Below are 25,727 nucleotides of genomic sequence, written 5' to 3' on the forward strand. Positions count from 1 at the left end.
ATGACCCTCCACCCAGGGGCATCTACCTGCGCAACCCCGACCAGCAGCTCGTGAAGGTCATCGTCAGCGGCCCGTTCGGCGTCGGCAAGACCACGATCATCCGCACCCTGTCCGAGATACCCCCGCTGAAGACCGAGGAGGTGATGACCGCCACCGGCGCGGTCGTCGACCACCTCGACGGCGTGCGGGACAAGACCACCACCACGGTGGGCCTGGACTACGGCCGCCTCTCGCTCGGCGACGACCTGGCGCTGTGCCTGTTCGGCACGCCGGGCCAGCGGCGTTTCCACGCGCTGTGGCGCGACATCACCCGCGGCGCCCTGGGCGCGCTGATCCTCGCCGACACCCGGCGCATCCAGGACTCCTACGAGGTGATGGGCCTGATCGAGGAGCAGGGCATCGAGTACGCGGTGGCGCTCAACATCTTCCCCGACTCGCCCCGCTACCCCGCCGAACACCTGCGCCAGGCCCTCGACCTGGCCCCGCACACCCCCCTGATCGCCTGCGACGCCCGCGACCGGCCCACCTCCCTGGCCGCGCTGCTGGCGCTCGCGGAGCACCTGCTGACCCTCCCCCCGCTCCGCACCGGGGGAGCCCCCATCGCCATGGAGCAGACGTGACCACCCCGACCCACCATCCCGGCAGCCTGGGCCCGGGAACCTGCCCCGGCGTGACGGAGCGCGTGCCGCTGTGGGTGCCGGAGTTCGCCGCCGACCCGCACGCCGTCTTCGCCCGGCTGCGGGCGTACGGCGCCTGCGCGCCCGTGGAGCTGGCACCTGGGGTGAACGCCACGCTGGTCACGAGCTACCGCGCCGCGCTGGAGGTGCTGCACGACACCGAGACCTACTCCAAGGACCCGCGCGTGTGGCAGCACACCCTGCCGCCGGACAGCCCCATCGCCCCGATGGTCTGCTGGCGGCCGAACGCCCTCTACAACGACGGCCCCGTGCACGCCCGCTACCGCCAGGCGATCAGCGACAGCCTCAGCCTGATCGAGCCGCACGAGCTGCGCGAGGTCACCCACCGCGCCGCCGACTCCCTCATCCGCGGCTTCGCGAGCCACGGCGAGGCCGACCTGGTCGCCCAGTACGCCGGCGAGCTGCCGCTGCTGGTCTTCAACGCCATCTTCGGCCTCCCCGACGCGCACGGGCCCGGCATGGTCGCCGCGATGAGCAAGATGTTCGACAGCGCCTCGCCGGAGGAGGTCGCCGAGGCGTTCCCCGTGATCGAGTGGTACGTCACCGACCTGGTGGCGCTGAAGAAGCGCCGCCGCGGCCAGGACGTGACCTCCTGGCTGCTCGACCACCCGGCCCGGCTGACCGACCGGGAGGTCGTCGACCAGCTGCTGACCGCGATGAGCGCCGGCTACACCCCCATGACCAGCCTCATCAGCAACGCCCTCTCCCGGATGCTGTCCGACCCCCGCTACTACCGCACCATCTCCGCCGGCGCGCTCACCGCCTCCGACGCCATCGCGGACGTGCTGTGGAACGACCCGCCGATGATGAACTTCTCCATCCACTTCCCCCGCCGGGACGTGGACCTGCACGGCACCTGGATCCCCGCCGGCACCCCGGTGGTCATCTCCTACACGGCGGCCAACACCTGCCCCGCCGACCTGCCGCCGGGGCCGCGCGCCGACACCGGCGCCCACCTGTCCTTCGCCGCGGGGCCGCACTCCTGCCCCGCCAGGCAGCCCGCGGTGCTCATCGCCACCGCCGCCATCGACCGCCTCACGGCGTGGCTGTGCGACATCCACCTCGCCGTTCCCTACGGGCAGCTCACCTGGCGCCCGGGGCCCTTCCACCGGGCCCTGACCGCGCTGCCAGCCCGCTTCACGCCGATCGCACCCGATCAGAAGGGAACCAGCCCATGGTCAACCGCACCACAGGCCGGCGCGTCCCCCGCCGGCCCGACGGCCGGCCCGACGGCCGGTCCACCGCCCGGCCCATCGTCATCGACCCCGAGGGCCGCGACATCCGCGGCGAGGCCGCGCGCCTCCGCGCCGCCGGGCCGGCCGTTCGCGTAGTCCTGCCCGGCGGCGTGACCGCCTGGGCCATCACCGGACACACCCTCACCAAGCAGCTCCTGACCGATCCCCGCGTCTCCAAGGGGGCCTTCGGGTACGGCTTTCACTACTGCCTGGGGGCGCCGCTGGCCCGGCTGGAGGCGTCGGTGGCGCTGCCCGCGCTCTTCGCGCGCTTTCCCGGGCTGAGCCTGGCCGACGCCGCCGGGGCGCGGCCGACCGACTCCTTCATCTCGCACGGCTTCCGCGCCCTGCCGGTCCGCCTGCTGCCAGCGCACCGCGGCCGCCGCCTCGCGGCGTGACCCCCTGGTTTCGGGAAGGGGCGGGGTAGGGGAACATGTACATGCCACCGGCCGGGGGCTGCGCGCGGTCGCACGGGATGTGTCGCGTGTCCGGCGGACCACCCTGAATTCCGGGAGTACCGTCATGAGAAGAAGCCGCACGTGGTGGCGGCGGGCCACAGTCCCCGCCCTCGCCGCACTCGCCGCCCTCGCCGCGCTGTGCCTGTTCCAGCCCGCCGCCGCTCAGGGCGCTCAAGGCGCTCAAGGTGCCGACGCCGACCGGCCGTTGCAGGAGCCGGTGCGGATCATGCCGCTCGGCGACTCCATCACCGGCTCACCCGGCTGCTGGCGGGCCCTCCTCTGGCAGGACCTGGTCGACGCCGGCTACGCCGGCATCGACTTCGTCGGCACGCTGGCCGGCCAGGGCTGCGGGTTCGCGTACGACGGCGAGAACGAGGGCCACGGCGGGATCCTCGCCACCAACATGGCCGACCAGAACCAGCTTCCCGCCTGGCTGTCGGCCACCAACCCCGACGTCGTCCTGATGCACCTGGGCACCAACGACGTGTGGAGCGCCCGCTCCACCGACACGATCCTCGCCGCCTACACCACGCTGGTGGAGCAGATGCGGGCCCACAACCCGCGGATGGAGATCCTGGTCGCGCAGATCATCCCCATGGACTCCGCCCAGTCCTGCGCCACGTGCGCTGAGGGGGTCGTCGACCTGAACGCCGCGATCCCCGACTGGGCCGCCTCGCTCAGCACCGAGGCGTCCCCGGTCACCGTCGTCGACCAGTGGACCGGCTTCGACACGGCCACCGACACCTACGACGGCGTCCACCCCAACGACGCGGGCAACCGCAAGATCGCCGACGCCTGGTACCCGTCGCTGACGGAGGCGTTGAGCGACTGACCGAGGGCTGACACCCGCATCGGGGGCGAACGACCGGGCACCGCCGGGCCGTTCGCCCCCGATCTCCGTTTCGGGGAGGGCCGCGGTGGGGGAGATGTCCCCTGCCGGGTTCCCTGCGTTCACCCCGCGCTCGTCGGCCCGAAGGGCCCCTCTGGTTCGATCCACCTCGTTTGGCATCAACTCGCCACGTTGGAGGGCTTCGTGGACAACCCAGGACCGAGCCGCCGTCGCTTCCTCACCTACGCCTCCGGCGGTCTCGCCGCGGGCACCCTGCCGCTGGCCGTCGCCACCGCCGCACCGGCGCGCGCCCAGGCCCAACCCCGCTTCAGCAGCGATCCCTTCGCGCTCGGCGTCGCCTCCGGCGACCCGCTGCCCGACGGCGTGGTCCTGTGGACCCGCATCGCCCCCGAGCCGCTGGCCGAGGACGGCCTCGGCGGCCTCGGCGAGCGCTGGACCCTGCCCGTCACCTGGCAGATCGCCGAGGACGACCGCTTCCGCAGGGTGGTGCGTTCCGGCGTGGAGCTCGCAACGCCCGAGCTGGGCTACGCCGTTCACGCCGAGGTGGACGGACTGCGCCCCGGCCGCGACTACTTCTACCGCTTCCGCGTCGGCGGCGAGATCAGCGAGACCGGCCGCACCCGCACCGCCGCCTCCGCCCGCACCTCGCCCGACTCGCTCTCCTTCGGCTTCGTCAGCTGCAACAACTACTCCGACGGCCACTTCACCGCCTTCCGGCACCTCGCCGAGGAGGACCTCGACCTCGTCGTCCACCTCGGCGACTACATCTACGAGGGCCCCGGCCACGACGAGATCGGCCGCGCCCACCTCCCCGCCGCGGAGATCTTCTCCCTCACCGACTACCGGGTGCGCTACAGCCAGTACAAGTACGACCCGGACATGAAGGCGGCCCACGCCGCGTTCCCGTGGGTGGTGATCCTCGACGACCACGAGCTGGACAACAACTGGGCCGACGACCTCGACGGCGACGACAACGGCGGCGAGGCGTTCCTCGCGCGCCGCACGGCGGCGTTCCAGGCGTACTACGAGAACATGCCGCTGCGCCGATCCGCCATGCCCGCCGGCCCCGACGCCCGCCTCTACCGGCGGCTGACCTACGGGCAGCTGGCGGAGTTCAACGTGATCGACACCCGGCAGTACCGCGACAACCAGGCGTGCGGCGACGGGCGGCAGTTCGACTGCGCCGAGCGGCTCGACCCGGCACGCACCATCCTCGGTGAGGAGCAGGAGCGCTGGCTGCTCGACGGACTCGGCCGCTCCCGGGCCACCTGGAACGTGCTGGCCAATCAGATCTTCATGTTCCAGGCCGACTCGGCCGAGGGCGAGCTCCAGGCGTTCGGCATGGACACCTGGGACGGTTACGCCGCCGCGCGGCAGCGCGTCTTCGATGGCATCCAGCAGCGCGGCGTGGAGAACTTCGTCGTCGTCACCGGCGACGCGCACCGCGCCGTCGCCGCCGACCTCAAGGCCGACTTCGGCAACCCCGAGTCGGCCACGATCGGCACGGAGTTCCTCGGCACGTCGGTCAGCTCCGGCGGCGACGGCGTGGACCAGGACGAGCTGGGGCGCGTCTGGCTGGCCGAGAACCCGCACATGCGCTTCCACAGCGTGCAGCGCGGCTACGCGCGGTGCGAGCTGACGCGGAGCGAGTGGCGTACCGACTACCGGGTCGTGCCGTACGTCACGCAGCCCGGCGCGCCGGTCACCACCCGCGCCAGCGTGTACGTGGCGGCGGGGGAGGCGGGCATCCAGCAGGTGACGGAGTGAGGCGCGCTACGACAGGCGGTCGTCCCGGCAGGAGTTGATGCCCAGCTGCGAGGCACGGCCGCGCCATCCCTCTGCTCGGCGCTGCCCTCTTCGCTCACGACGCGACTACCGACCGCAGCGTGTGATCAGGGGCAGGGTACTGCGATCCCCAGGGCCGTATGCGGCACATGACGCTTGACGGCCGGAGAGTGGCCGCTTAGCGTCCTGTATCGATAAAAGAGCCCGGTGGAGGCCGGGCGACAGCGAGCCAGGAGAGAGGCACCATGTCCGTACGGCGCGGCACCGCCATCATCAACCTCGACATTGAGGGCCCGGCCATCAGCCGCCACCTCTACGGGCACTTCGCTGAGCACCTCGGCCGTTGCGTCTACGGCGGCTTCTGGGTCGGCGAGGACTCCCCGATACCGAACGAGGGCGGCATCCGGCTCGACATCGTCGAGGCGCTGCGGGCCCTGGACATCCCGAACCTGCGGTGGCCGGGCGGCTGTTTCGCCGACGAGTACCACTGGATGGACGGCATCGGGCCGAGGGACGAGCGCCCCCGGATGGTCAACACCCACTGGGGCAACGTCGAGGAGAACAACCACTTCGGCACCCACGAGTTCATGGCGCTGTGCGAGCTGCTGGGCGCCGAGCCGTACATCAGCGGCAACGTCGGCAGCGGCACGGTCCGCGAGATGAGCGAGTGGGTGGAGTACCTCACGCGCGACGGCGACAGCCCGATGGTGCGGCTGCGCAAGGCAAACGGGCGCGAGGAGTCGTGGCGGGTGCGCTTCTGGGGCCTGGGCAACGAGACCTGGGGCTGCGGCGGCAACATGCGGGCCGAGGCGTACGCCGACCTGGCGCGCCAGTACGCCACCTACTGCCGCGACCACGGCGACAACAAGCTCTACCGCATCGCCGCGGGCGCCGCCGGCGACGACTACGTCTGGACCGAGGCGCTGATGAAGCAGCTGAACCACCTGGGCTGCCAGCGCCAGCCGCGCCCCCTCTACCAGGCGGTCTCCTTCCACCACTACACGGTCCCCGGGACGTGGGACGCGAAGGGCAGCGCGACGGACTTCACGACCGACGACTACTACCGCACGATGGCCGCCGCCCGCCGGATCGACGAGATCATCGCCGGGCACGCCGCCGTCATGGACTGCTACGACCCGGGCAAGCGGGTCGGGCTGGTCTGCGACGAGTGGGGGACGTGGTTCGACGTCGAGCCCGGCACCAACCCCGGCTTCCTGCACCAGCAGAACGCGATGCGGGACGCCCTGGTGGCCAGCCTCCACTTCGACATCTTCCACCGCCACGCCGACCGCCTGGTGATGGCGAACATCGCGCAGACCGTGAACGTCCTCCAGGCGATGATCCTCACCAGCGAGGACGACCCGGCCCAGCTCCTGCTGACCCCGACGTACCACGTCTTCGAGATGAACCGGCGCCACCAGGACGCCGCCTCGCTCGCCGTGCACCTGCGCACCGAGGGCACCACGCGGCGGGTGGGGGAGGACCAGGAGCTGGAGACGGTCTCGATCTCGGCCAGCGTGCGGGACGGCGCGGTGCTGATCTCCCTGACCAACCTGGACGCCGAGGAGCCCGCCGCCCTCACCCTCGACCTGCGCGGCCGGGCGATCGGCGAGGCCGTCTCCCGCATCCTCACCGCCGACTCGCCCCAGGCCCACAACACCTACGCCGACCCGGCGGCCGTGGCCCCGCGCCCCTTCGACGGGGTGACCCGCACGGGCGACGGCACGGGCCTGCGCGTCGAGCTGCCGCCCCACTCCTTCGCCACCGTCGAGGCGCCGCTGCTGTAGGCGCGTTACGGCAGCATGTCCATCGGAAGGTGAGCGAAGGTGATGCGCTGGTAGTAGGGCGGGGTCGGGTACTCGGGGGTCGGCACGCCGTTCTCGTACAGGACGCCCACGGAGCCGGAGGCGGCGATCTCGACGAGGTCGGAGTACCCGGCGGGGCCGTCGTGGATGACCGGGCCGGTGCTCCAGGTCTCGGCGTCGTCGTCGCTGACGGAGAGGGTGAGGTCCTCGCGCACGGAGGCGGAGCCGGGGGCCGAGAAGACCAGGCGGCCCGGGTCGGTGCCCGACAGCGCGAGCACCGAGCCCTGCACCACCGGGGCCACCAGGTCGGGGACGTCCTCGTAGGGGTGGTCGAACGAGGCGCCGCCGTCGCTGCTGACGGTCGCGGCGCGGGTGCCCTCGCTGCTGCCGTACTGGTCGCGGGCGTTGAAGTAGACCGTGCCGTCGCTCAGCTCGGCGACGGACGACTCGTTGGGGTTGACCACGCCCGTCAGCGGGGTGTCGACGCCGCCCAGCTCCCAGGTGCGGCCGTGGTCGTCGCTGTAGAGGGAGTGCGCGCCGTAGAGCCGGTCGTCCAGGCAGTCGATGCCGGAGTCCTCCGGCGGGGCGACCGAGTGGTTGCCCGGCACCACCAGGCGCCCGGCGTGCTCGCCGCGGGTGAGCTGGATGGCGTGGCCCGGGCCGCCCACGAAGTGGCGCCAGCTGTCGGGCCGGACGTCGGTGGTGATCTCCACCGGCTCCGTCCAGCTGGTGCCGTTGTCGTCGCTGAACAGGATGAAGGAGCGGCGCGTCTCCTTGGCGTCGGCCGCGCCGCAGCGGATGTCGTCGCCGGTGACGGAGCCACCGGTGCGGGTGGTGTTGAGCACGATCTGCCCGGTCTCCCGGTCCAGCACCGGCACCGGGTTGCCGAACTTGTTGGTGCCGTCGTCCAGGATCACCTCGATCGGGCCCCAGGTGACGCCGCCGTCCGCCGAGCGCTTCATCACCAGGTCGATGTTGCCGTTGTCGCCGGAGCCGTTGACGCGGCCCTCGGCGAACGCCAGCAGCGTGCCGTCGGCGGCCTGCACCACCGCCGGGACGCGGAAGGTGTGGTATCCGCCCTCGCCCTGCTGGAAGACCGTGCTGTACCACACGGTGTGTCCGGGGGCGGCGTGCGCGGTGCCGCCACCGCTTACGGCGGCGAAGGAGGTCGCCAGCACGAGGCCGGCGGTCATGAGGCGGGCCGATCGGGCCTTCCGCAGCCTGGTCATGCTCACTCCGTCCGGGAGTCGCGGGATTCAGGGGGAGTCGAGGGCCCGCCGGACGCGGGCCTCGAAGTGGGCCCGGTGCTCGGCGCGCCGGGCGGCGTCGGGCGGCGGCACGTTCGGTGCGCCGATCTGTGCCGCGTCCTCGTCCAGGTACGTCGGCACCGGTGCTTCGAACAGCGCCCACCGCGTCAGGGCGGCGCGCAGCTCGCTCAGGGAGCGCGCGCTGCCGGGGCCGTCGATGAGGTTGTGCAGCTCGTGCGGGTCGGCCGCCAGGTCGAACAGGGCATCCGGCGCGCGGTCGTGATCCCCGCTCAGCAGCAGCTTGTGGGTCCGGGTGCGGGCCATGGCCACCGGGCCGAAGGTGCGGTTCTCGGCGAAGACGCACGCCCGGTCGGCACCGGGGTCGGCCAGGTTCAGGCCAGGGGTCGGGGGAGGGGTCGTCAGCTCGGCCGTGGCGCAGGCGGCGAGGATGGTGGGGGCCAGGTCGACGAGCGAGACCAGGGCCTCGCTGCGCTCCCCGCGCCGCTCGCCCCCGGCCCCGGAGGCCGGGAACTTCACCAGCAGCGGCACCTTCACCAGCGGGTCGTACATGGGACCATTCTTTAGTAGCAGATGGTGAAAACCAAGATACTCACCGTGGTCGGATGTAAAGATGATGAGACTGTCGTCGTAGAGCCCGGCGTCACGCAGGTGGTCCAGCAGCCGCCCGATCTGGTGGTCCAGCTGGGTGATGCTGGCGTAGTAGTGCGCCATGACCCGGCGCAGCACCGGCTCGGTCAGCGCCTCGTCGGCGTAGTCGAAGTAGCCCTGCCGGTGCGGCAGATCGGCCGCGGGGACGCGCTCGGTCCAGCCGGGCGGCGGCGCCAGCGCCGCCGGGTCGTACAGCTCGTCCCAGGGCGCGGGCGGGTCGAAGGGGTGGTGCGGCTTGACGAACGACACGTGCAGCAGGCCGCCGCCCTCCGCCGTCCAGCCCTCCAGCTCCGCCAGCGCCCGCTCGCCGATCCACGTCGTCGAGTGCCACTCCTCCGGCAGGTCCGAGCGGCCGGTGCCGAAGGAACGCCAGTACGAGGCGGGGGCGAGCGGCCGCAGGTGCGCCTCCTGGTCGACGAGGTCGACGACCGGCGCCAGCCCGGCCTCGCGCAGCTCACGGTGGTAGTCGTCGTCGTAGCGGCCGGGCCCGTGCTGCTCGGCCAGCGCCATCCGGTCGTAGCCGACGTCGAGGTAGGTGGGCGTGAAGTGCATCTTGCCGACGGCGGCGGTGCGGTAGCCGGCGCGCCGCAGCGCCCTGGGGAAGGTGTCGAGGGCCGGGGGCAGCGTGGAGTGGTTGGTCCAGCCGCCGTGCTGGTGCGGGTAGAGGCCGGTCAGCAGCGAGTAGCGGGAGGGCGTGCAGATCGGCAGCGGGCAGAACGCCTCGGCGAAGCGCACGCCGTCCGCCGCGAGCCGGTCCAGGTGCGGCGTCCGCACGTCCGGGTGCCCGGCCGCGCCCAGGCAGTCCCAGCGGAACTGGTCGGCCTGGACCAGCAGCACGTTCGGCCGCTTCGGCGCGTCCGCGCCGGTCACGCGGCCCCACCCGGGGCCGCGCCCCGGACCCCGCCCATCGCCCCGCCGGGGGCTGCGCCCCCGTTCCCCTGCGGCGCCGCGCGCCGGGCCCCCTGCGGAGCCGCGCCCCGGGTGCCGTGCCCACCCACCCCTTCGAGGGTGTGGGCAGTCTCCGCCGGAGGGCGGAGGGCGGGCCCGCCCCCGGCCGCCTGGGGTGCCGCCGCAGCGGCGCCCGGGGCCGCCACCGCCTCCAGGAAGCCCATCCGCGTCAACGCGGCGCGCAGTGCCGCTCGCTGGCCCGCGTCCAGCGAACGCAGCGGCGGGCGGCACGGGCCGCAGTCCGGACCGACCAGGGCGCTGGCCGCCTTGAAGCCGGCCAGCTCGCCGGCGTACCCGCAGGCCGCGTCGATCGCCTCCTGCGCCAGGAACTGGCAGGCGCGCGCCTCCGCCTGCTCGCCGCGCGCCACATGGTCCAGCATCCGCCGGTACAGCGGCGCGGCGAAGTTGTACGCCGACCCGATGGCGGCGCGCGCGCCGAGCGCGAGAGAGGCCAGCAGCAGCCGCGCGCTGCCCACGTACACCTCGCAACCCGGCGTCTCCTCCGCCAGCTTGAGGCAGACCTGGAGGTCGGCCAGGTCGCCGTGGGCGAACTTGACCCCCGCGAAGCCCGGCACCCGCTCCCGCGCCGCCCGCAGCAGCTCGCCGGCGGGCAGGCCCACCCCCGTCACCGACGGGATGTGGTAGTAGATGAACGGCAGCCCGGGCGCCGCCTCCACCAGCCGCGCGACGAAGTCGGCCAGCGCCGCGGCGTTGTCCGGCCGGTGGAAGTAGGGCGGCACCGCGGAGATGGCCCGCGCCCCGGCGCGCTGCGCGTGCTCCGCCAGCGCCCGCGCCTCGCCGAGGCTGGTGTGCCCGACGTGCGCGATCACGTCCAGCCGCCCGTCGGCCACCTCGCACCACCGCTCCAGCAGCAGCATCCGCTCGGCCGTGCTGAGCGAGGCGCCCTCGCCGGCCGTGCCGCCGACGTAGACCGCGGGGGAGCCCCACGCCAGCACCGCGTCGGCCTGCCGCTCCACGGTGTCCAGCGCCAGGCCGCCGTCCTCGTCGAACGGCGTGAACACGGCGGTGAGCAGGCTCATCACCGGGTCGGCGGTCGCGTACGGCAAGGCGTCCATGGGTTCCCTCTTTCGTTCGGTCCGTGCGTGCGCGCGGTCAGTCCCTGCGGGTGTCGGTCAGCTCCAGGAAGTCGCGCTGGTCGACGGCGAGTCCGGACACGGACCTGTCCAGCCCGTGCAGCGAGGGCCGCGTCGCGATGCCGACCGCCCACGCCTCCTCCACCAGCACCTCGTTCAGCCGCGCCCACGCCGCGCGCTGCGCGTCCGGCGTGACGGCGGTCCTCGCCTCCTCCACCGCGTCGGCGTACGCCCGCGGCAGGTTCTCGCCGAGCATCACGTTGTCGGTCGTCGGCAGCATCTGCCGGCCGCGCGCCACCAGCGACGGCGACTGGAGGTTGTTCGGCTGCGCCGCCACGCAGCACTCCAGGTTGCTGGCGAACAGCTCCTCCAGGAACGTCGTCTGCTCCATCGGGTCGATGTTCAGCGTGAAGCCGATCTCCTCGAAGTCCGCCTGGATGATCTGGAGGATGTCGATGGCGCCCGGCTCGTCGCCGACGCCGGCGGTGGCCTCGCGCGGGCCGCCCGCGTCCCGCAGCATCGCCTCGGCCGCCGCCAGGTCGTAGGCGCTGGAGGTCATGAACTCCTCGTCGAACGCCGGGGAGGAGGGCATGAACGCCGTGTAGATGGGCTCGCCGATGCCGAAGCGGACCTGCTCGATGATCCGCTCCCGGTTGATCGCCCGCGCCAGCGCCTGCCGCAGCGCCTTGTTGTCGAACGGCGGGCGCGAGGCGTTCATGAAGAACAGGTCCATCCGGCCGCCGCCCTCCACCAGCGTGAAGCGGTCGAGCAGCCGGTCCTCGTGCCGCGGCGCCAGGTAGACCGCGCCGTCCACGTCGCCCGACTCCAGGGCGCTGACCAGGGACTCCTCGTCGCGGAAGAAGCGGAACTCTATCTCGTCCAGCCGCGGCAGGCCGCGGTCCCAGTAGTCGGGATTGCGGCGGACCACCAGCTGCCGGTCGCGGGTGAAGGAGTCCATCAGAAACGGCCCGGAGCCGGCCGGCTCGGTCTCCAGCCTGGCCGCGTCGTTGCGGCCGGCCGGGACGAGGGGGAAGGCGAACATCCAGTCCAGCACCAGCTCGTCGGGCGTCGGCGCCGTGAAGTCCAGCCGCACCGTGCGCCGGCCGGTCGCCGTGGCGCCGTCGATGAACGCCGAGGGCTCGGCCATCGTGTAGCCCGCCTCCGGATCCTTGGCCCGCCGCACGCCCTCCACCACGTCGTCGGCGGTCACCGCGCCGCCGGAGTGGAAGGTCTGCTCCCGCAGCGTGATCTCCACCGAGCGGTGGTCGGCGGCGAACTCCCAGCGCTCCGCGCCCGCCGGCCGGGCCTTGTAGCCGTCGGCGTAGTCCAGCAGGTAGGTGTAGAAGGCGTGGATGTGGATCGCGGAGTTGGTCTGGTAGGGGTCGAACTGCATGATCTGCGTCGTCCCCAGCGTCAGCCGCCCGTCCGAGGCGCTTGACCCCTCGCCGCAGGCGGCCAGCAGCGGCACGCCGAGCAGCGAGCCGGCCGAGGCGGCCCCTCCGGCCTTCAGCAGGGATCGGCGACTCGGGCTCGCGCTCGGCCGCCGGGAGGCGGGTACTGCCATGGCAGGCTCCTCACAAACAACGGTGTGTGTCAGGAAAGGCGAATGCGCGGGTCGAGGTAGGCGTAGACGATGTCGACCAGCAGGTTCAGGCAGAGGAACGCGGCGACCACGAAGAGCACGCCGCCCTGCACGACGGCGTAGTCGCGTTCGCCGATGGAGGTGTAGAGCAGCCGCCCGAGGCCGGGGTAGTTGAACACCGCCTCGATGACGACCGTGCCGCCGAGGAAGCCGCCGAGCTGGATTCCGACGATCGTGACCGTCGGCAGGGCGGCGTTGCGCAGCCCGTGCCGCCAGATCACGCGCCGCTCGGGCACGCCCTTGGCCCGCGCGGTGCGGATGAAGTCGCGGCCCATCACCTCCCGCATGGAGGCGGCCAGGAAGCGCGCGACGACGCTGGAGGCGTGCACGGCGATGGCGAGCGCGGGCAGGATCGTGGCCTCCAGCGCCCCGCCGGGGTCGGTGAGGAAGGGCACGTAGTCGCTGGTGGAGGGCAGCGCGTCGAGCTGCACCGCGAAGGCGATGATGAACAGCAGCCCGAGCCAGAACGCCGGGATGGACAGGCCGAGTGTGAGGTACGCCTGGATGGCGCGCCCGGCGGCCGAGCGCGGCCACAGCGCCACGACCAGCCCGGCCGGGAGCGCGATCAGCAGCGTCAGCGTCATGGCGAACGCCGCCAGCTGCACCGTGGCCGGCACGGTGTCCATCAGCGTGGACCACACCGACTCGGCGGAGAAGTAGGAGGTGCCGAGGTCGCCGGTGAGGGCGTTGCCGAGCCACACGCCGTACTGCTCGATCACGGACCGCTCCAGGCCGAGGCGTTCGCGGGTGGCGGCCAGCTCGGCTCCGGAGGCGTCCGGGCCGGTCAGCACGGTCGCCGGGTCGCCGGGCAGCGCGAAGGCGAACGCCCACACCGCGATCGAGCCGAGGAAGAGGACGACCGCGAACTGCAACAGGCGGCGGACGAGGTAGGCGTACATCAGAGCGTCCCCTCCCGCGCTCCGCTGGACACCGCCGTGCCCACCGCCCGTTGCAGCCCACGTCCCACCCGGTCGAGGCAGAAGACCGTGAAGGCCAGGCAGAGACCGGGGAAGACCCCGTACCAGGGGCTCTGGTAGAGGTACGAGCGCGCTTCCTGGAGCATCGCGCCCCAGGACGGCGCGGGCGGCGGGGTGCCGAGCCCCAGCAGGCTCAGCCCCGCCTCGACCACCACCGCGAGGGAGGCGGTCACGACGAGCTGGACCAGGATCGGTCCGAGGATGTTCGGCAGCACGGTGCGGAACATGGTGTCGGCGGGGGGCGCGCCCATGCCGCGCGAGGCGACGACGAAGTCCTGTTCCCGGATGGCGAGGGTCGCCGCCCGCGTCAGCCGCCCGAACTCGGGCACGGCGCCGATGCCGATGGCGAGGATGAGGTTCCCCCGGCCCGGGCCGAGCACGGCGATGATGACGAGGGCGAGGAGGATGCCGGGCACGGCCAGCAGCAGGTCAAGGAGCCGCATCGCCACCGAGTCCACCCACCGGCCGAGGTAGCCGGCGGCGAGCCCGAGCGGTACGCCGACGAGCGCGCCGAGCGCGGCGGCGCCGAAGCCGACGAGGAGCGAGGCGCGGGCGCCGAAGATGAGGCGGGAGAGGATGTCCCGCCCCAGCTCGTCCGTGCCGAGCAGGTGCGAGGCGCCGGGGCCGAGGAGGTTCTCCTCGCTCTGCTCATTCGGATCGAACGGCGCGACGAGCGGTGCGAGCAGCGCGACGAGGATGAGGACGCCGAGACCCGTGGCCCCGACGAGCGCACTGCGCGACCGCGCGAACCGCCGCACGGCGCCGAATCGCTGGGGGCCCCGGCGGGGAGGGGAGTCTCCCCCGCCCGCCCTCCCCTCGGGGCTCCGCCCCGGACCCCGTTCGCCGCCCACACCCCGGCACCCCACCCCGGGCTGGGCGCCGTGGTCAGTCGCGCCGGGCTGGGCGCCGTCGTCGGCCGCCCCGGGCTGGGCGTCGTCGTCGGCCACCCCTGGGTGGGGTGCCGGGGTGTGGGCGGCCGGCGGGCCGGGGGCGGAGTCCTCGGGGTCCTTGCGCAGTGGCTCGTCGCTCATGGGCCCACCACCTTCTCCGCCCCGCCGTCCGCCGCCGGGCCGTCCGCGAGGACGACCCGCTCGGCGAAGTGGCACGCCGTCAGTCCGCCCTCCAGCCCCCGCAGCACCGGCTCCTCCCGCCCGCACCGCTCCTCCGCGAACGCGCACCGCGTCCGGAAGCGGCACCCCGACGGCGGATCCGCCGGGCTCGGCACGTCCCCGCCGAGCGGCGCCCTGAGGCGTTTCTCCCGCCCCGCCGGATCGGGGATCGGCACCGACGCCAGCAACGCCCGCGTGTAGGGGTGACACGGCTGCCGGTAGACGCGGTCGGCCGGTCCCGTCTCCACGATCTTGCCGAGATACATCACGGCCACCTCGTCGGCCACCTGCCGCACCACCGACAGGTCGTGGCTGACGAACAGGTACGCCATCCCGGACTCGGCCTGGAGGTCGGCCAGCAGGTTCAGCACCTGGGCCTGGACCGAGACGTCCAGCGCCGAGACCGGCTCGTCGAGGATCAGCAGCCGGGGCTGGAGCGCCAGCGCCCGCGCGATCGCCACGCGCTGCCGCTGCCCGCCGGAGAACTCCGCCGGGAAGCGGTCGACGTGCTCCGGCAGCAGCCCGACCCGGTCGAACAGGTCCAGCACGCGGGCCCGCCGCGCGGTGCGGCTGAAGCCGCCGGCGAGGCGCAGCGGCTCGGCGACGTTGTCGCCCACGGTCAGCCGGGGATTGAGGGAGGCGAACGGGTCCTGATACACCATCTGGACCTGCCGCCGCACGTGCCGCAGCTCGGCGCGGCCCGCGCGCGCGAGCTCGCGGCCCGCGACGCTGATCGAGCCGCCGGTGGGGTCGATCAGCCGCAGCATCATCCGCGCCAGCGTGGACTTGCCGCAGCCCGACTCCCCGACGAGCCCGAGCGTGCGCCCCGGCTGGATCTCGAACGAGACGCCGTCCACGGCATGCACCCACCCGGAGGCGCGGGCGAACACCCCGCCCCGGATGGGGAACCGCTTCCGCACGTCCCGCACGGCCAGCACCGGCGCGACGGCCCGTTCTTCCCCGCCCACGGTCCCCGCCCCCGGGTGGGGTGCCGGGGTGAGGGCGGCCGGGGGTACGGGGGCGGAGCCCTCGCCCACCTCGTCCGGGAAGTGGCACGCGCTCAGGCCCCCGCCGTCCGCGGCCGCGCGCAGCGCCGGGCGCTGCACCGCGCACACCTCCCGGTCGCCCCCCACCGGGCACCGCGGCGCGAACGCACACCCCTCCGGCAGCCGGATCGGATCCGGCGGCTGCCCCGGAATCGGCGCCAGCCGCCGCACCGTCACGTCCAGCCGCGGCAGCGAGTTCAGCAGCGCCGCCGTGTACGGGTGCCGGGGCCGCGCGAACAGCTCCCGCACCGAGCCGGTCTCCACCACCCGCCCGGCGTACATCACGCACACCCGGTCGGCGGTCTCCGCGATCACCCCCAGGTCGTGCGTGATCAGCACCGTCGCCGCGCCCGTCTCCCGCGCCGCGACCTGCAGCACGTCCAGGATCTGCGCCTGCACGCTCACGTCCAGCGCCGTCGTCGGCTCGTCGGCGATCAGCACCCGCGGCTGATTGGCGATCGCCATCGCGATCACCGCCCGCTGGCACATGCCTCCCGAGAACTGGTGCGGATATCCGTCGTACCGGCCCTCGGGGTGGGGAACGCCGACCAGCTCCAGCAGCTCGACGGTGCGGGCGCGTGCCGCGCGGGCGGAGAGCGAGTGGTCGTGGACGCGCAGCGTCTCCGCGATCTGGTCGCCGACCCGCTGCACCGGGTTGAGCGCCGAGATCGGGTCCTGGAAGACCATCGCCACGTCCCGGCCCAGCACCCGCCGCAGCTCCTGCTCGGGCATGGCCAGCAGGTCGGCGCCGTCGAGCAGCGCCTGCCCGCTCACGCGGCGGACGTTCCCGGCCGAGAGCAGGCCGAGCGCCGCCAGCACCGTGACGCTCTTGCCCGAGCCCGTCTCCCCGACGACGCCGAGCGTCTCGCCGGTCGTGACCTCGTAGCTGACGCCGTCCACGGCCCGCACCACGCCGGCGGGCGTGGTGAACTCGACCGTGAGGTCCTTCAGGCTCAGCACCGAACCGGCCCTCCCGGGCATGCTGATGGATATCCTACAAGTTGGTGGGACCGTAGGATCATGACACAAACGCTGTCAAGGGTGTGGTACGAGTTGAGCGACACAGAGCGGAAAAGACCCGTGCGGCGGACATTCCAGCGGCTGCCCGATGCCGCGCCCGTGCACAAGACCGTGCAGGACGAGATACGGCACTACATCATCGAGCACGGCCTGCGCCCCGGCGATCCCCTCAAGCCGGAGGCCGAGCTGGCGCGCATCTTCGGCGTCAGCCGCAACTCGGTGCGCGAGGCCGTCAAGGCGCTGGAGTCCACCGGCGTCCTGGAGACCCGGCGGGGCAGCGGCGTATATATCAAGGACTTCTCCTTCGCCCCGCTGCTCGACAACCTCCCCTACGGCCTGATGCAGGGCCCGCGCGCCCTGGGAGAGCTGGTGGCGCTGCGCAAGGCGCTGGAGTCGGCCATGATCGCCGACGCCATGCGGGAGCTGACCCCCGCCAGCGTCGCCGCGCTGCGCGCGGAGCTGGCCGCCATGCTGGAGCGCGCCGAGCGCAAGGAGAGCTTCGCCGAGCAGGACCGGGCCTTCCACCGGCTGCTCTTCACCGACCTGGGCAACGCCATGCTGCTCCGGCTCTTCGACCTCTTCTGGGTCGCCTACCACCGGGCGGCGCCCTCGGTGCCGCACCGCGACCCCATGGAGATCTACCGCAACCACGCCGCGATCCTCGACGCGGTCCTCAGCGGCGACCCCGAGCAGGCCAGGGACGCCGTGCGCCAGCACTACGTCGGCCTGGAGGAGCGCATCACCGACTCACTCGCCTAGGCCGCGGCCGCCCCTGGCGCGCGCACCCTAGCGCGCGCAGCGAAAGCCGATATTGCCACCCGAGCTGTCCGGCGTATTGCTGCTGCGGGCCGCCACCCGGTACCGGTTGCAGTAGGACTCGTGACACATGTACGAGCCGCCGCGCATCACCCGCGCCTCGCCCTCCGGCGGGCCGGCCGGGTCGCGGCGCGGGCCGGTGACGTGCCAGTCCGGGCTGAACCAGTCGGCGCACCACTCCCACACGTTCCCCGACACGCTGTACAGCCCGTAGCCGTTGGGCTCGTACGCATCGACCGGCGCGGTCCCGAGATATCCGTCCTCCCCCGTGTTCTTGAAGGGGAAGCGGCCCTGCCAGATGTTGCAGCGGTGCTCGCCGCCGGGCGTCAGCTCGTCTCCCCACGGGTACCGAGCGCCGACCAGCCCGCCGCGCGCGGCGTACTCCCACTCCGCCTCCGTCGGCAGCCGCAGGCCCGCCCAGTCGCAGAACGCCGCCGCGTCCGCCCACGACACGTGCACCACCGGGTGGTCCCAGCGGTCCTCGACCGACGACCCCGGTCCCTCAGGCCGCCGCCAGTCCGCGCCCGGCGCGCCGCACCACCACGGCGTCACCTCCGGCCGCCGCGAGCGCCGGCGCAGCTCGGCCGGCAGGAACCCGGCGTAGACGAAGCTCCAGCCGAAGCGCTCGGCGTCCGTGACATACCCGGTGGCCTCGACGAACGCCGCGAAGCGCCGGTTGGTCACGGCGTGGACGTCGATCTCGAACGCCGCCACCCGCACCTCGCGCACCGGCCCCTCGCCGTCCGCCGGAAAGCCGGCCTCGTCGTCGGCCCCCATCAGGAACGCCCCGCCCGGCAGCGCCACCATCTCCCCGGCCCCGGCCCCGTCCGTCAGCGCGACGCGCACGGGCGCGGCCACGGCCACCGGCTCCCGCTCTGGCTCCGCCGGGCCACGCCCCGGCGCACAGCACGCTCCACCCATCCCCATCCCCGTCCCCATTCTCCGTCACAGCCAGCCGTTGCGCCGAAAGCCCCGGTACATCAGCACGCAGACGGTGGCGATCAGCGACAGCACCATCGGGTATCCGAATGTCCAGGTGAGCTCCGGCATGTGATCGAAGTTCATGCCGTAGACGCCGCAGATCATGGTCGGGGCGGCCAGGATCGCCACCCAGGCACTGATCTTGCGCATGTCCTCGTTCTGCTTGACGGTCACCTGCGCCAGGTTGGCCTGGAGGATGGAGTCGATCAGTGTGTCGTAGCCCGTGAGGTGCTCGCAGGTGCGCGCCAGCAGGTCGCAGACGTCCCCGAAGTACCGGCGTATGTCGGGGGTGACGATCGCGAACGGCTCCTCCGCCAGCCGCCGCAGGGGACCCGTCAGCGGGGTCACGGCCCGCTTCAGCTCCAGCAGCTCCCGCTTGAGCTGGTAGATGTGGCCGGAGTCCGCGCCGCGCCGGTCGGCGAAGACCTCGGCCTCCACGGACTCGATGTCGTCCTGGATGGCGTCGGTGACGACCTCGTACTCGTGCACCACGTGGTCGGCGATGGCGTGCAGCACCGTGGCCGGGCCCTGGGCCAGGTGCTCCGGCGTGTGCTCCAGGTCCTCCCGCAGCGGGCCGAGCGAGCCGTGCCGCCCGTGCCGCACGGTGACGACGAAGTCCCGCCCGGCGAAGACCATGACCTCGCCGGTCTCCACCACCTCGCTGGTGGAGGTCAGCCGGTCGTTGGCGATGTACCGCACGGTCTTCAGCACCGCGAACAGCGTGTCGTCGTACGCCTCCAGCTTCGGCCGCTGGTGCGCCTCCACCGCGTCCTCGACCGCCAGCGGGTGGAGCTTGAAGAGCGTGGCTATGTCCGCGAACTCGGCCTGCGTCGGCTCGTGCAGCCCGATCCACACGAACGCCCGCCCCTGGGCGCTGCGCACCTGCGCCAGCGCCTCCTTGGGCGGGAGGTTCCCCGACTGCCGCACGCCGTCCCGGTAGACCGCGCAGTTGACGACGGCCGAGCCGAGCGGCGAGCGCGCCGGATGGGACAAATCCACCCGGCCCGGGCGGCGGCGGTCGCGGTGTCCCAGGCGGACGGCCTGGCGCAGCGAGGGGATCATCGACACGGGTCCTCCCGTGTGGTTGGGCGGGCAGCAGGGCTAGCAGCCAGTATGCGCCGCCGGACCGACATCCGCCGCCACGCCCCGTTACGCCGCCGCCCCCCGTTACGCCGCCGGCAGCCCGTTCGCGCGGGTGACGGCCGCGAACCAGCGGCCGCTGTCCTTCATCGTCCGCCGCTGCGTCGCGAAGTCGACGTGCACCAGCCCGAACCGCTTGCTGTACCCGTGCGCCCACTCGAAGTTGTCCATCAGCGACCACACGAAGTACCCGCGCAGGTCCACCCCGTCCGCCAGCGCCCGGTGCGCCGCCCGGAAGTGGCTGTCCAGGTACGCCCGCCGCGCCTCGTCGCGTATGGTGCCGTCCTCGGCCACGCGGTCGTCGAACGCCGCCCCGTTCTCCGTGACATACACCGGCCGCGGCCCGTACTCCCGCGTGACCCGCGTCAGCATCTCGTACAGCCCCTCCGGGTCGATCGCCCAGCCCATCTCCGTCACCGGCACGCCCGGCCGCCGCACGAACTCCACGTCCTCCGCGCCCGGCCAGTGCGAGGGCCGCCCCGGCCGGGCCGTGCCCGCCCGCACCACGTGCCGCGAGTAGTAGTTGACGCCGAGGAAGTCCAGCGGGGCGCCGATCGCCGCCAGGTCACCGTCGCGCACATGCCCGGCATGCCCCGCGTCCGTCACCGACGTCAGGTCCTTCAGCACGTCGTCCGGGTAGGAACCGCGCAGCACCGGGTCGAGGAAGAGACGGTTCATCAGCCCGTCGATGCGGCGCGCGGCGTCGGCGTCCGCCTCCGACGCGCTCGCCGCGTCGACCGGGTAGAGGTTGAGCGTGATGCCGAGGTGGCGCGCGCCCTGCTCGCGCAGCGCGCCGACCGCCAGGCCGTGCCCGAGCAGCAAGTGGTGGGCGGCGCGCACGGCGTCGCCCGCGTCGGTGCGGCCCGGCGCGTGGTGGCCGTCGGCGTAGCCCAGGAACGCCGCGCACCACGGCTCGTTGTGCGTCGTCCAGTCCCGGACCCGGTCGCCGAGCCGCTCGTGGATCGCCGCCGCGTACTCGGCGAACCGCAGCGCGGTGTCCCGGCTCGGCCAGCCGCCCGCGTCCTCCAGGGCCTGCGGCAGGTCCCAGTGGAAGAGGGTCACCCACGGGGTGATGCCGCGCTCCAGCAGCCCGTCGACGACGCGGCTGTAGAAGTCCACCCCGCCGGGGTTGAGCCGGCCGCGCCCGGTGGGCTGGACGCGGGGCCAGGCGAGGGAGAAGCGGTAGTGGGTGACGCCCAGTTCGGCCAGCAGGGCGATGTCCTCGGGGTAGCGGTGGTAGTGGTCGCAGGCCACGTCGCCGGTGTCGCCCGCCTGGACCTTGCCGGGGGTGTGCGCGAAGGTGTCCCACACCGACGGCGCGCGGCCGTCCTCGGCCACCGCCCCCTCGATCTGGTAGCTGGCGGTCGCCGTCCCCCAGGCGAAGCCGTCGGGGAACTGGAGGGCAGGGGGAAGATCGTTGGTCATGACACTCAGTCTCGCAGTCCGGCTCGCCGCCGACTGTTGTCAGGGCAGGAGCCGGACCCCGTCGGGGTCGGCGGGGACGCCGGGGCCGAGTCCGGGGCCGAGTCCGGTGGCGATGCCGCGCAGCCCGAGCCGCCGGTCGTCCGGCCCGGGCGGCGGGGGAGCGGTGGGCGCGGCGAAGGTGAACAGCTCCAGCACGGCCGGGCCCGCCTGGAGATAGTCGATGGCGAAACCGCGCGGATCCTGGTCGTGGACCAGCCGCCCGATCAGCGGGTAGCCGAGCCGGTCGCGGTAGAGCGCGAGGGCGGCGTCGCGGTCGGCGACGGTGACGGCGACGTGGTCGAGGACCGGCCCGGCCTCCGGCGGCCGGGCCTCGGCGGCACGGCGTTCGCGGGCGGCGAGACGTTCGTCGTAGACGGTGTGGTAGTGCAGGTGCCCGTCGATGATCTCCAGCAGGGTGCCGTCGGGGTCGCGGAAGAAGGCGATGGTGACGTCGCCGACCGCGCGCAGGGGTTCGAGCGTGAACTCCACCCCGGCGGCGCGCAGCCGCTCGGCCTGGCGGCGGACGTCGCCGACCTTGAAGCCGACGTGGCGCAGGCCGCGTTGCAGGTCGTCGCCTGACCAGCCGCCGAGGGTGCTGTTCTCGGCGGCCTGGACCAGCTTCACGAGGGCCTGGTCGCCTCCCGTGCCGAGCCAGTGAACGCCGGGCGCGGGCGGTGCGGGGACAGGGTGCAACCCGAGCAGCCCGCGGTAGAAGTCCAGCGAGCGCCCGACGTCGCTGACGCCGATCTCGACATGGCGCATGAGACACCCTTCGTCGGGTCTTCCGTTCGGTCTTGGCCTCCGTTCATGGCACGCCAGTTCATGGCGTTCCGCAAGACTCGGCGCTACGGCCGCCACGCGCGTGGTTCACACCGGCGACGGCTCGAACCCGGCGTTCCCGCCCGCGGCTTGGACCTTGGGACGTGCCCGACGCCGAACGAGCCGCCCGCACACCTGCGGCGTCGCGCGCGTTGTTCGAGTTTCAAGTGTTTCTCCTTTTTCACATGGTGCAGAATCCAGCATTTGTGCCTTTTATCCAACTTTGTCTACCGTGAAGAGGAGGTCGCGCCCCCCTGCGCGGCACTCGTTCACAACGATCCGAGAGGAGAGAACAATGGCGAACCGCCAGATAACCCGGCCCAAGGCCACCGGGCTCGCGCCGCCGGCCGAGCAGGAAGCCGTCCTGGGACTGGCGCTCCAGCGAGAGGCGCCGACGAGCGACGCTCCGCGCTTCGCCCCCGAGGCCGGCGGCCATGTGCTCGCCTTGCTGGTGGCCGCACCCAAGGAGCCCAAGGAGCCCAAGGCACCGAAGAAGGTCTAGCTCCGACCGGCACCACCGGCGCGCGGTTGGCGATGCTCCCCTCGGGATGCGCCCGTCGCCGCGTGCCCCTAACATGCCCCGCCGCTCCGACACACCGCCCACCGCGGAGGTGATCCACCGGATGCCGAACGCCGACGCCGCGCGGACGCGGACCGACTTCGCCGAGTCGGCCGCCGTGCTCGCCACCCACGTCCTGGGCGCCCTCAGCGCCGACACCGGCCCCGACTCCGGCCCCGACTCCGGCCACGGCCCCGGCCCCGGCCCGCCGCACTACCTCGCCGACTTCGTCGAGGCAGCCCCCGACCCCCGCCCGGCCCTGGCCGCCGTCCGCATCCTGGGCGCCGACGCGCTCGCGCCCCACGCCCTGACCCGCTCGGCGCCGCCCATGATCGAGGCCGCCGTGGTCGCCGAGTCCCTGCGCCTCTTCCCCCCGGCCCACGCCACCGCGAACGCCACGGCGAACGCCCCCGCTGACGCCGACGCCGACGACGACGCGAACCGCGACGCCCAGATCGCCGCCTGGCGCGACCACGTCCTCGCCCAGCTCACGGGCCTGGACGCCCCCGCCCCCCACGCCGCACCCACGCCCACGCCGCCGGACTCCGACCCCCCCGCCTGGCGCGCCTGGTCGGTGACGATGGCTCAGCTCTCACCCCTCGCACTCCCCGGCATCGACACCTCCGTGCACGAGGCCGCCCGCCACGGCCGCGTATCGCTGGCCCGCGGCGCCGCCTGGGCGCTGCTGCGCCGCGACCACGCCCTCGCCGCGCGCCTCGGCCGCTGGCTGGCGTTGCTGGAAGTCGAAGGCCGCCACCCGCTGCCGCTGGAGCCCGGCCCGCTGCTCGACCACGTCCTGCTCCTCGGCGGCGTCGAGCCCCGCACCGTTCTCGAGGCCGAGATCGGCCGACGCGTCCTGACCCTCGCCTGACCCTCACCCGACCTCCTCCGGGGAGCCCTCATGAGCGAAACGCCGCCCACGGCGCCCATCGCCGCCACCGCCCACCGCCTCGCCGGCCGCGCCTTCGCCTGGCTCGGCGAGCATCACACCCTCGGCGCGCTGCCCGCCGACATCACCATCTCCATGACCGACCCCGACCACGACTACAAGCCGCTCGGCGAGACCGCGCTCGTCGCCTCGCTGGCGTTGCGCGAGGGCGTCACCGGCCCCCGCGAGGCGGAGACCGCGCGCCGCCTCCTCGACTTCGCCTGGGAGCAGCTCCGCGAGGGCGACCTGCTCTACGAACGCCAGCTCCGCCACCCCCACATGACCGACCCGCTGGAGCTCTACGCCCACCTCGCCCGCGCCGGCTACCGCCACCCCCGGCTCGAACGCCTGCTCGCTCACCTTCGCCCGCTGCGCACCGCCCAGGCGGCCGAGGTGATGCCCAACCGCCGCCTGGCCGTGGCCAACGCCGCCCGCATCGTCGGCCTCCCCGCCCGCCGCGGCCTCCCTGCCCACCAAGCCCACCGCGGCCACGACGACCGCGACTGGCGCGCGCTGGCCGACGCGACCTGGCTGGGCGGCACCCCCGAGCCGTGGGCCGTCGACTGGTTCACCGCCTACTGCGTCACGCACACCGTCTTCCACCTCACCGACTGGGGCGCCATCCGCGACGGCCTGCCCGAGCCGCTCCAGGAGTACCTGCGCCTCTGGCTGCCCGTCTGGGTCGAGGCGTGGACGGAGGTCGGCCAGTGGGACCTCATCTGCGAGCTGCTGATCGTCGACGCCTGCCTGGACGAGCCGGTCTGCGGTCCCGAGCCGTGGCAGCGGCTCGCCGCCGTGCAGCACGACGACGGGCTCATGCCCCACGACGACCGGCCGCTGCCCGAGGACCCGGCCGAAATCTTCCTCGCCCACCACCACCCCACCGTCGTCGCCGCCATCGCCGGCACCCTCGCCCTCTCCCGCGCCCTGGGCAGCACCCGGTGACCGGCACCGGCACCGGTGCCGGGGAGCCAGGACAGCGGCTCGCCGCCCTCGCCGCCGCCGCCCCGCGCGCCACCGCCATCGCCCTCGCCACCATCCAGGGCGAACGCCTCCACACCGCCTGCCTCGGCGACTGCACCCCCCACACCCGCTTCGAGGCCAGCTCTCTCAGCAAGACCTTCACCGGCCTGCTCCTCGCCGAGATGCATGCGCGCGGCGAGGTACGCCTCACGGACCCGATCACCCGTCACCTCCCGCCCCACGCCCGCCCCCGCCGGGGCCGCGCCGGCGACATCACCCTCCTCCACCTGGCCACCCACACCTCTGGCCTGCCGCGCCTGCCCCCGAACCTCTACCGCTCCGCCCTGCCCCGCTGGTACACCCTTCCCTACGCCGACTACACCGCCGCCGACCTCGCCCACGCAGCCGCCCGCATCCGCCCCCGCCCCGCCCCCGGACGCCGCGTGCGCTACTCCAACTTCGGCGTCGGCCTCCTCGGCCAGCTCCTCGCCAACGCCACGGGCGACACCTACCCCAACCTCGTCGCCACCCGCATCGCCGCCCCCCTCGTCCTCCGCGACACCGCCGTCCTGTCCGCAACCCCCAACGCCCCCGCCGCTCCCGCCGCCCTCGCCCCCGGCCACCGGCGCGGTCACCCCATCCCGTCCGCCACCACCTACGGCCTCCCGGCGGCGGGCGGCGTCTGCACCTCCGCCCACGACATGCTCCGCTTCCTCCACGCCCACCTCCGCCCGCCCGCCCCCCTCGCCCGCGCCGTCGCCGAGGTCCTCCGCCCCCGCCTCGCCCACGCCGGCCACCAGCAGACCGCCCTGATCTGGAACCTGCGGCGTTTCCCCACCTACAGCGTCTACTTCCACTCCGGCGGCAGCCGCGGCTTCACCTCCTTCGCCGGCTTCTCCCCGGAAACCGGCACCGCCCTCGCCGCCTTCGCCAACACCAGCACCTCCACCCTCCGCGCGCCCTTCATCCAGACGGCCTACGGTCTGCTCAGGTCATTGCAGACGGAGGCGCTGAATGCCCGGCAGGCCCGGCAGGCATAGCGGCACCCACGCGCCCCCCGTTCCGCAGGAGTGCGTATAACGTTTCAAAGACGCCTTGTCGTGTGCCCCACCTCCCCGTTTAATGAGCGGCAGTCACTCTGCCCGAGGGAGGCATTCCATGAGAACTCGCCTGCGCACGGCGGTGGTTGGAGTCGCAGTGGCCGTCGGCGTCGCGCTCGCCGGCGGGACGGCGGCGGCGGCACCGGGCGCCTCAGACGTCAGCGTCATGGACTACTGGCAGTACCACGACACCTACCCCACCTACGACGAGTGCGTGGCCGCGGCGCAGCCATGGCTCTACCCCACCCACCCCGGCGGCGCCGACGACTTCGCCTGCGAGCCCGCCGACGCCGGCGGCTGGGACCTGTACCTCATCTTCGCCACCTGACCCGCATCGTCGGAGCGGGGGCGAAGGCCATCCGCCCCCGCCTCATGCC

23 protein-coding genes are annotated in these 25,727 nt (G+C 73.4%); 12 read left to right on the plus strand and 11 right to left on the minus strand.

The features are described 5' to 3' along the window. Positions 1–50 precede the first annotated feature (50 nt). The 6 genes from ACTWQH_RS25605 to ACTWQH_RS25630 all read left to right on the plus strand — a co-directional run bounded on the left by ACTWQH_RS25605 (position 51) and on the right by ACTWQH_RS25630 (position 6,810). Complete coding sequence (locus ACTWQH_RS25605) at positions 51–620, plus strand: GTP-binding protein (protein ID WP_443289101.1); 570 nt, start codon at positions 51–53, stop codon at positions 618–620. Then, positions 617–2,029 (plus strand): cytochrome P450, encoded by a 1,413-nt coding sequence (locus tag ACTWQH_RS25610; RefSeq protein WP_443289102.1) that lies wholly within the window; start codon positions 617–619, stop codon positions 2,027–2,029. The genes ACTWQH_RS25605 and ACTWQH_RS25610 overlap by 4 nt, the downstream gene beginning before the upstream one ends. A gap of 14 nt (positions 2,030–2,043) precedes the next feature. Then, positions 2,044–2,328, plus strand: coding sequence for a hypothetical protein (locus tag ACTWQH_RS25615; protein WP_443289103.1), 285 nt, complete (start codon positions 2,044–2,046; stop codon positions 2,326–2,328). A gap of 124 nt (positions 2,329–2,452) precedes the next feature. Continuing rightward, positions 2,453–3,220 carry an SGNH/GDSL hydrolase family protein gene (locus tag ACTWQH_RS25620; RefSeq protein WP_443289104.1) on the plus strand — a complete coding sequence of 256 codons (768 nt, stop codon included), beginning with the start codon at positions 2,453–2,455 and terminating at the stop codon, positions 3,218–3,220. Between the two features lie 201 nt (positions 3,221–3,421). Then, a complete protein-coding gene (locus ACTWQH_RS25625; RefSeq protein WP_443289105.1) occupies positions 3,422–5,005 on the plus strand; it encodes an alkaline phosphatase D family protein in 1,584 nt (527 codons plus the stop codon). A gap of 263 nt (positions 5,006–5,268) precedes the next feature. Next, positions 5,269–6,810 carry an alpha-N-arabinofuranosidase gene (locus ACTWQH_RS25630; RefSeq protein WP_443289106.1) on the plus strand — a complete coding sequence of 514 codons (1,542 nt, stop codon included), beginning with the start codon at positions 5,269–5,271 and terminating at the stop codon, positions 6,808–6,810. A gap of 5 nt (positions 6,811–6,815) precedes the next feature. On the opposite strand, the gene ACTWQH_RS25635 is transcribed toward ACTWQH_RS25630, so the two are convergent. Genes ACTWQH_RS25635 through ACTWQH_RS25665 form a run of 7 tightly spaced genes read right to left on the minus strand, consistent with a single transcriptional unit; the run spans position 6,816 to position 16,541 of the window. Continuing rightward, positions 6,816–8,057: a sialidase family protein gene (locus tag ACTWQH_RS25635; protein ID WP_443289107.1), complete on the minus strand. Its 1,242-nt coding sequence runs from the start codon at positions 8,055–8,057 to the stop codon at positions 6,816–6,818. 27 nt (positions 8,058–8,084) lie between these two features. After that, positions 8,085–9,614, minus strand: coding sequence for a sulfatase-like hydrolase/transferase (locus tag ACTWQH_RS25640; protein WP_443289108.1), 1,530 nt, complete (start codon positions 9,612–9,614; stop codon positions 8,085–8,087). Then, a complete protein-coding gene (locus ACTWQH_RS25645; protein ID WP_443289109.1) occupies positions 9,611–10,768 on the minus strand; it encodes a dihydrodipicolinate synthase family protein in 1,158 nt (385 codons plus the stop codon). The genes ACTWQH_RS25640 and ACTWQH_RS25645 overlap by 4 nt, the downstream gene beginning before the upstream one ends. A 37-nt stretch (positions 10,769–10,805) precedes the next feature. After that, the gene (locus ACTWQH_RS25650; RefSeq protein ID WP_443289110.1) at positions 10,806–12,350 is read right to left on the minus strand and encodes an ABC transporter substrate-binding protein; all 1,545 of its coding nucleotides are present in this window, start codon (positions 12,348–12,350) and stop codon (positions 10,806–10,808) included. A gap of 29 nt (positions 12,351–12,379) precedes the next feature. Then, positions 12,380–13,327 carry an ABC transporter permease gene (locus ACTWQH_RS25655; protein WP_443289111.1) on the minus strand — a complete coding sequence of 316 codons (948 nt, stop codon included), beginning with the start codon at positions 13,325–13,327 and terminating at the stop codon, positions 12,380–12,382. Further along, positions 13,327–14,436 (minus strand): ABC transporter permease subunit, encoded by a 1,110-nt coding sequence (locus ACTWQH_RS25660; RefSeq protein WP_443289112.1) that lies wholly within the window; start codon positions 14,434–14,436, stop codon positions 13,327–13,329. Before ACTWQH_RS25660 ends, ACTWQH_RS25655 begins: the two co-directional genes overlap by 1 nt. After that, positions 14,433–16,541 carry an ABC transporter ATP-binding protein gene (locus ACTWQH_RS25665; protein ID WP_443289113.1) on the minus strand — a complete coding sequence of 703 codons (2,109 nt, stop codon included), beginning with the start codon at positions 16,539–16,541 and terminating at the stop codon, positions 14,433–14,435. Before ACTWQH_RS25665 ends, ACTWQH_RS25660 begins: the two co-directional genes overlap by 4 nt. Before the next feature lie 99 nt (positions 16,542–16,640). Here ACTWQH_RS25665 and ACTWQH_RS25670 point away from each other — a divergent pair, with 99 nt between their 5' ends. Further along, positions 16,641–17,339: a FadR/GntR family transcriptional regulator gene (locus tag ACTWQH_RS25670; RefSeq protein ID WP_443289114.1), complete on the plus strand. Its 699-nt coding sequence runs from the start codon at positions 16,641–16,643 to the stop codon at positions 17,337–17,339. A gap of 27 nt (positions 17,340–17,366) precedes the next feature. On the opposite strand, the gene ACTWQH_RS25675 is transcribed toward ACTWQH_RS25670, so the two are convergent. The 4 genes from ACTWQH_RS25675 to ACTWQH_RS25690 form a co-directional block, all read right to left on the minus strand. Then, positions 17,367–18,323 carry a formylglycine-generating enzyme family protein gene (locus ACTWQH_RS25675; RefSeq protein ID WP_443289115.1) on the minus strand — a complete coding sequence of 319 codons (957 nt, stop codon included), beginning with the start codon at positions 18,321–18,323 and terminating at the stop codon, positions 17,367–17,369. A gap of 18 nt (positions 18,324–18,341) precedes the next feature. Continuing rightward, positions 18,342–19,439, minus strand: coding sequence for a magnesium and cobalt transport protein CorA (locus tag ACTWQH_RS25680; RefSeq protein ID WP_443289130.1), 1,098 nt, complete (start codon positions 19,437–19,439; stop codon positions 18,342–18,344). Positions 19,440–19,544: 105 nt separating this feature from the next. Beyond that, the gene (locus ACTWQH_RS25685; RefSeq protein ID WP_443289116.1) at positions 19,545–20,942 is read right to left on the minus strand and encodes a GH1 family beta-glucosidase; all 1,398 of its coding nucleotides are present in this window, start codon (positions 20,940–20,942) and stop codon (positions 19,545–19,547) included. A gap of 39 nt (positions 20,943–20,981) precedes the next feature. Then, a complete protein-coding gene (locus tag ACTWQH_RS25690; protein ID WP_443289117.1) occupies positions 20,982–21,743 on the minus strand; it encodes a VOC family protein in 762 nt (253 codons plus the stop codon). A 352-nt stretch (positions 21,744–22,095) separates the two neighbouring features. On the opposite strand from ACTWQH_RS25690, the gene ACTWQH_RS25695 reads away from it, so the two are divergent. The 5 genes from ACTWQH_RS25695 (at position 22,096) to ACTWQH_RS25715 (ending at position 25,678) form a co-directional block, all read left to right on the plus strand. Further along, on the plus strand, positions 22,096–22,302 hold the full coding sequence (locus ACTWQH_RS25695) for a hypothetical protein (RefSeq protein WP_443289118.1): 207 nt from the start codon (positions 22,096–22,098) through the stop codon (positions 22,300–22,302). A gap of 121 nt (positions 22,303–22,423) precedes the next feature. Beyond that, positions 22,424–23,230 carry a hypothetical protein gene (locus tag ACTWQH_RS25700; protein WP_443289119.1) on the plus strand — a complete coding sequence of 269 codons (807 nt, stop codon included), beginning with the start codon at positions 22,424–22,426 and terminating at the stop codon, positions 23,228–23,230. Positions 23,231–23,260: 30 nt separating this feature from the next. Continuing rightward, positions 23,261–24,232 (plus strand): DUF6895 family protein, encoded by a 972-nt coding sequence (locus tag ACTWQH_RS25705; protein ID WP_443289120.1) that lies wholly within the window; start codon positions 23,261–23,263, stop codon positions 24,230–24,232. After that, positions 24,229–25,290, plus strand: coding sequence for a serine hydrolase domain-containing protein (locus ACTWQH_RS25710; protein ID WP_443289121.1), 1,062 nt, complete (start codon positions 24,229–24,231; stop codon positions 25,288–25,290). The genes ACTWQH_RS25705 and ACTWQH_RS25710 overlap by 4 nt, the downstream gene beginning before the upstream one ends. A 118-nt stretch (positions 25,291–25,408) precedes the next feature. After that, complete coding sequence (locus ACTWQH_RS25715; protein ID WP_443289122.1) at positions 25,409–25,678, plus strand: hypothetical protein; 270 nt, start codon at positions 25,409–25,411, stop codon at positions 25,676–25,678. The last annotated feature ends 49 nt before the right edge of the window (positions 25,679–25,727 follow it).

The organism is Streptomyces sp. 6N223 (genome assembly GCF_052246635.1).
Classification (GTDB): domain Bacteria; phylum Actinomycetota; class Actinomycetes; order Streptomycetales; family Streptomycetaceae; genus Streptomyces.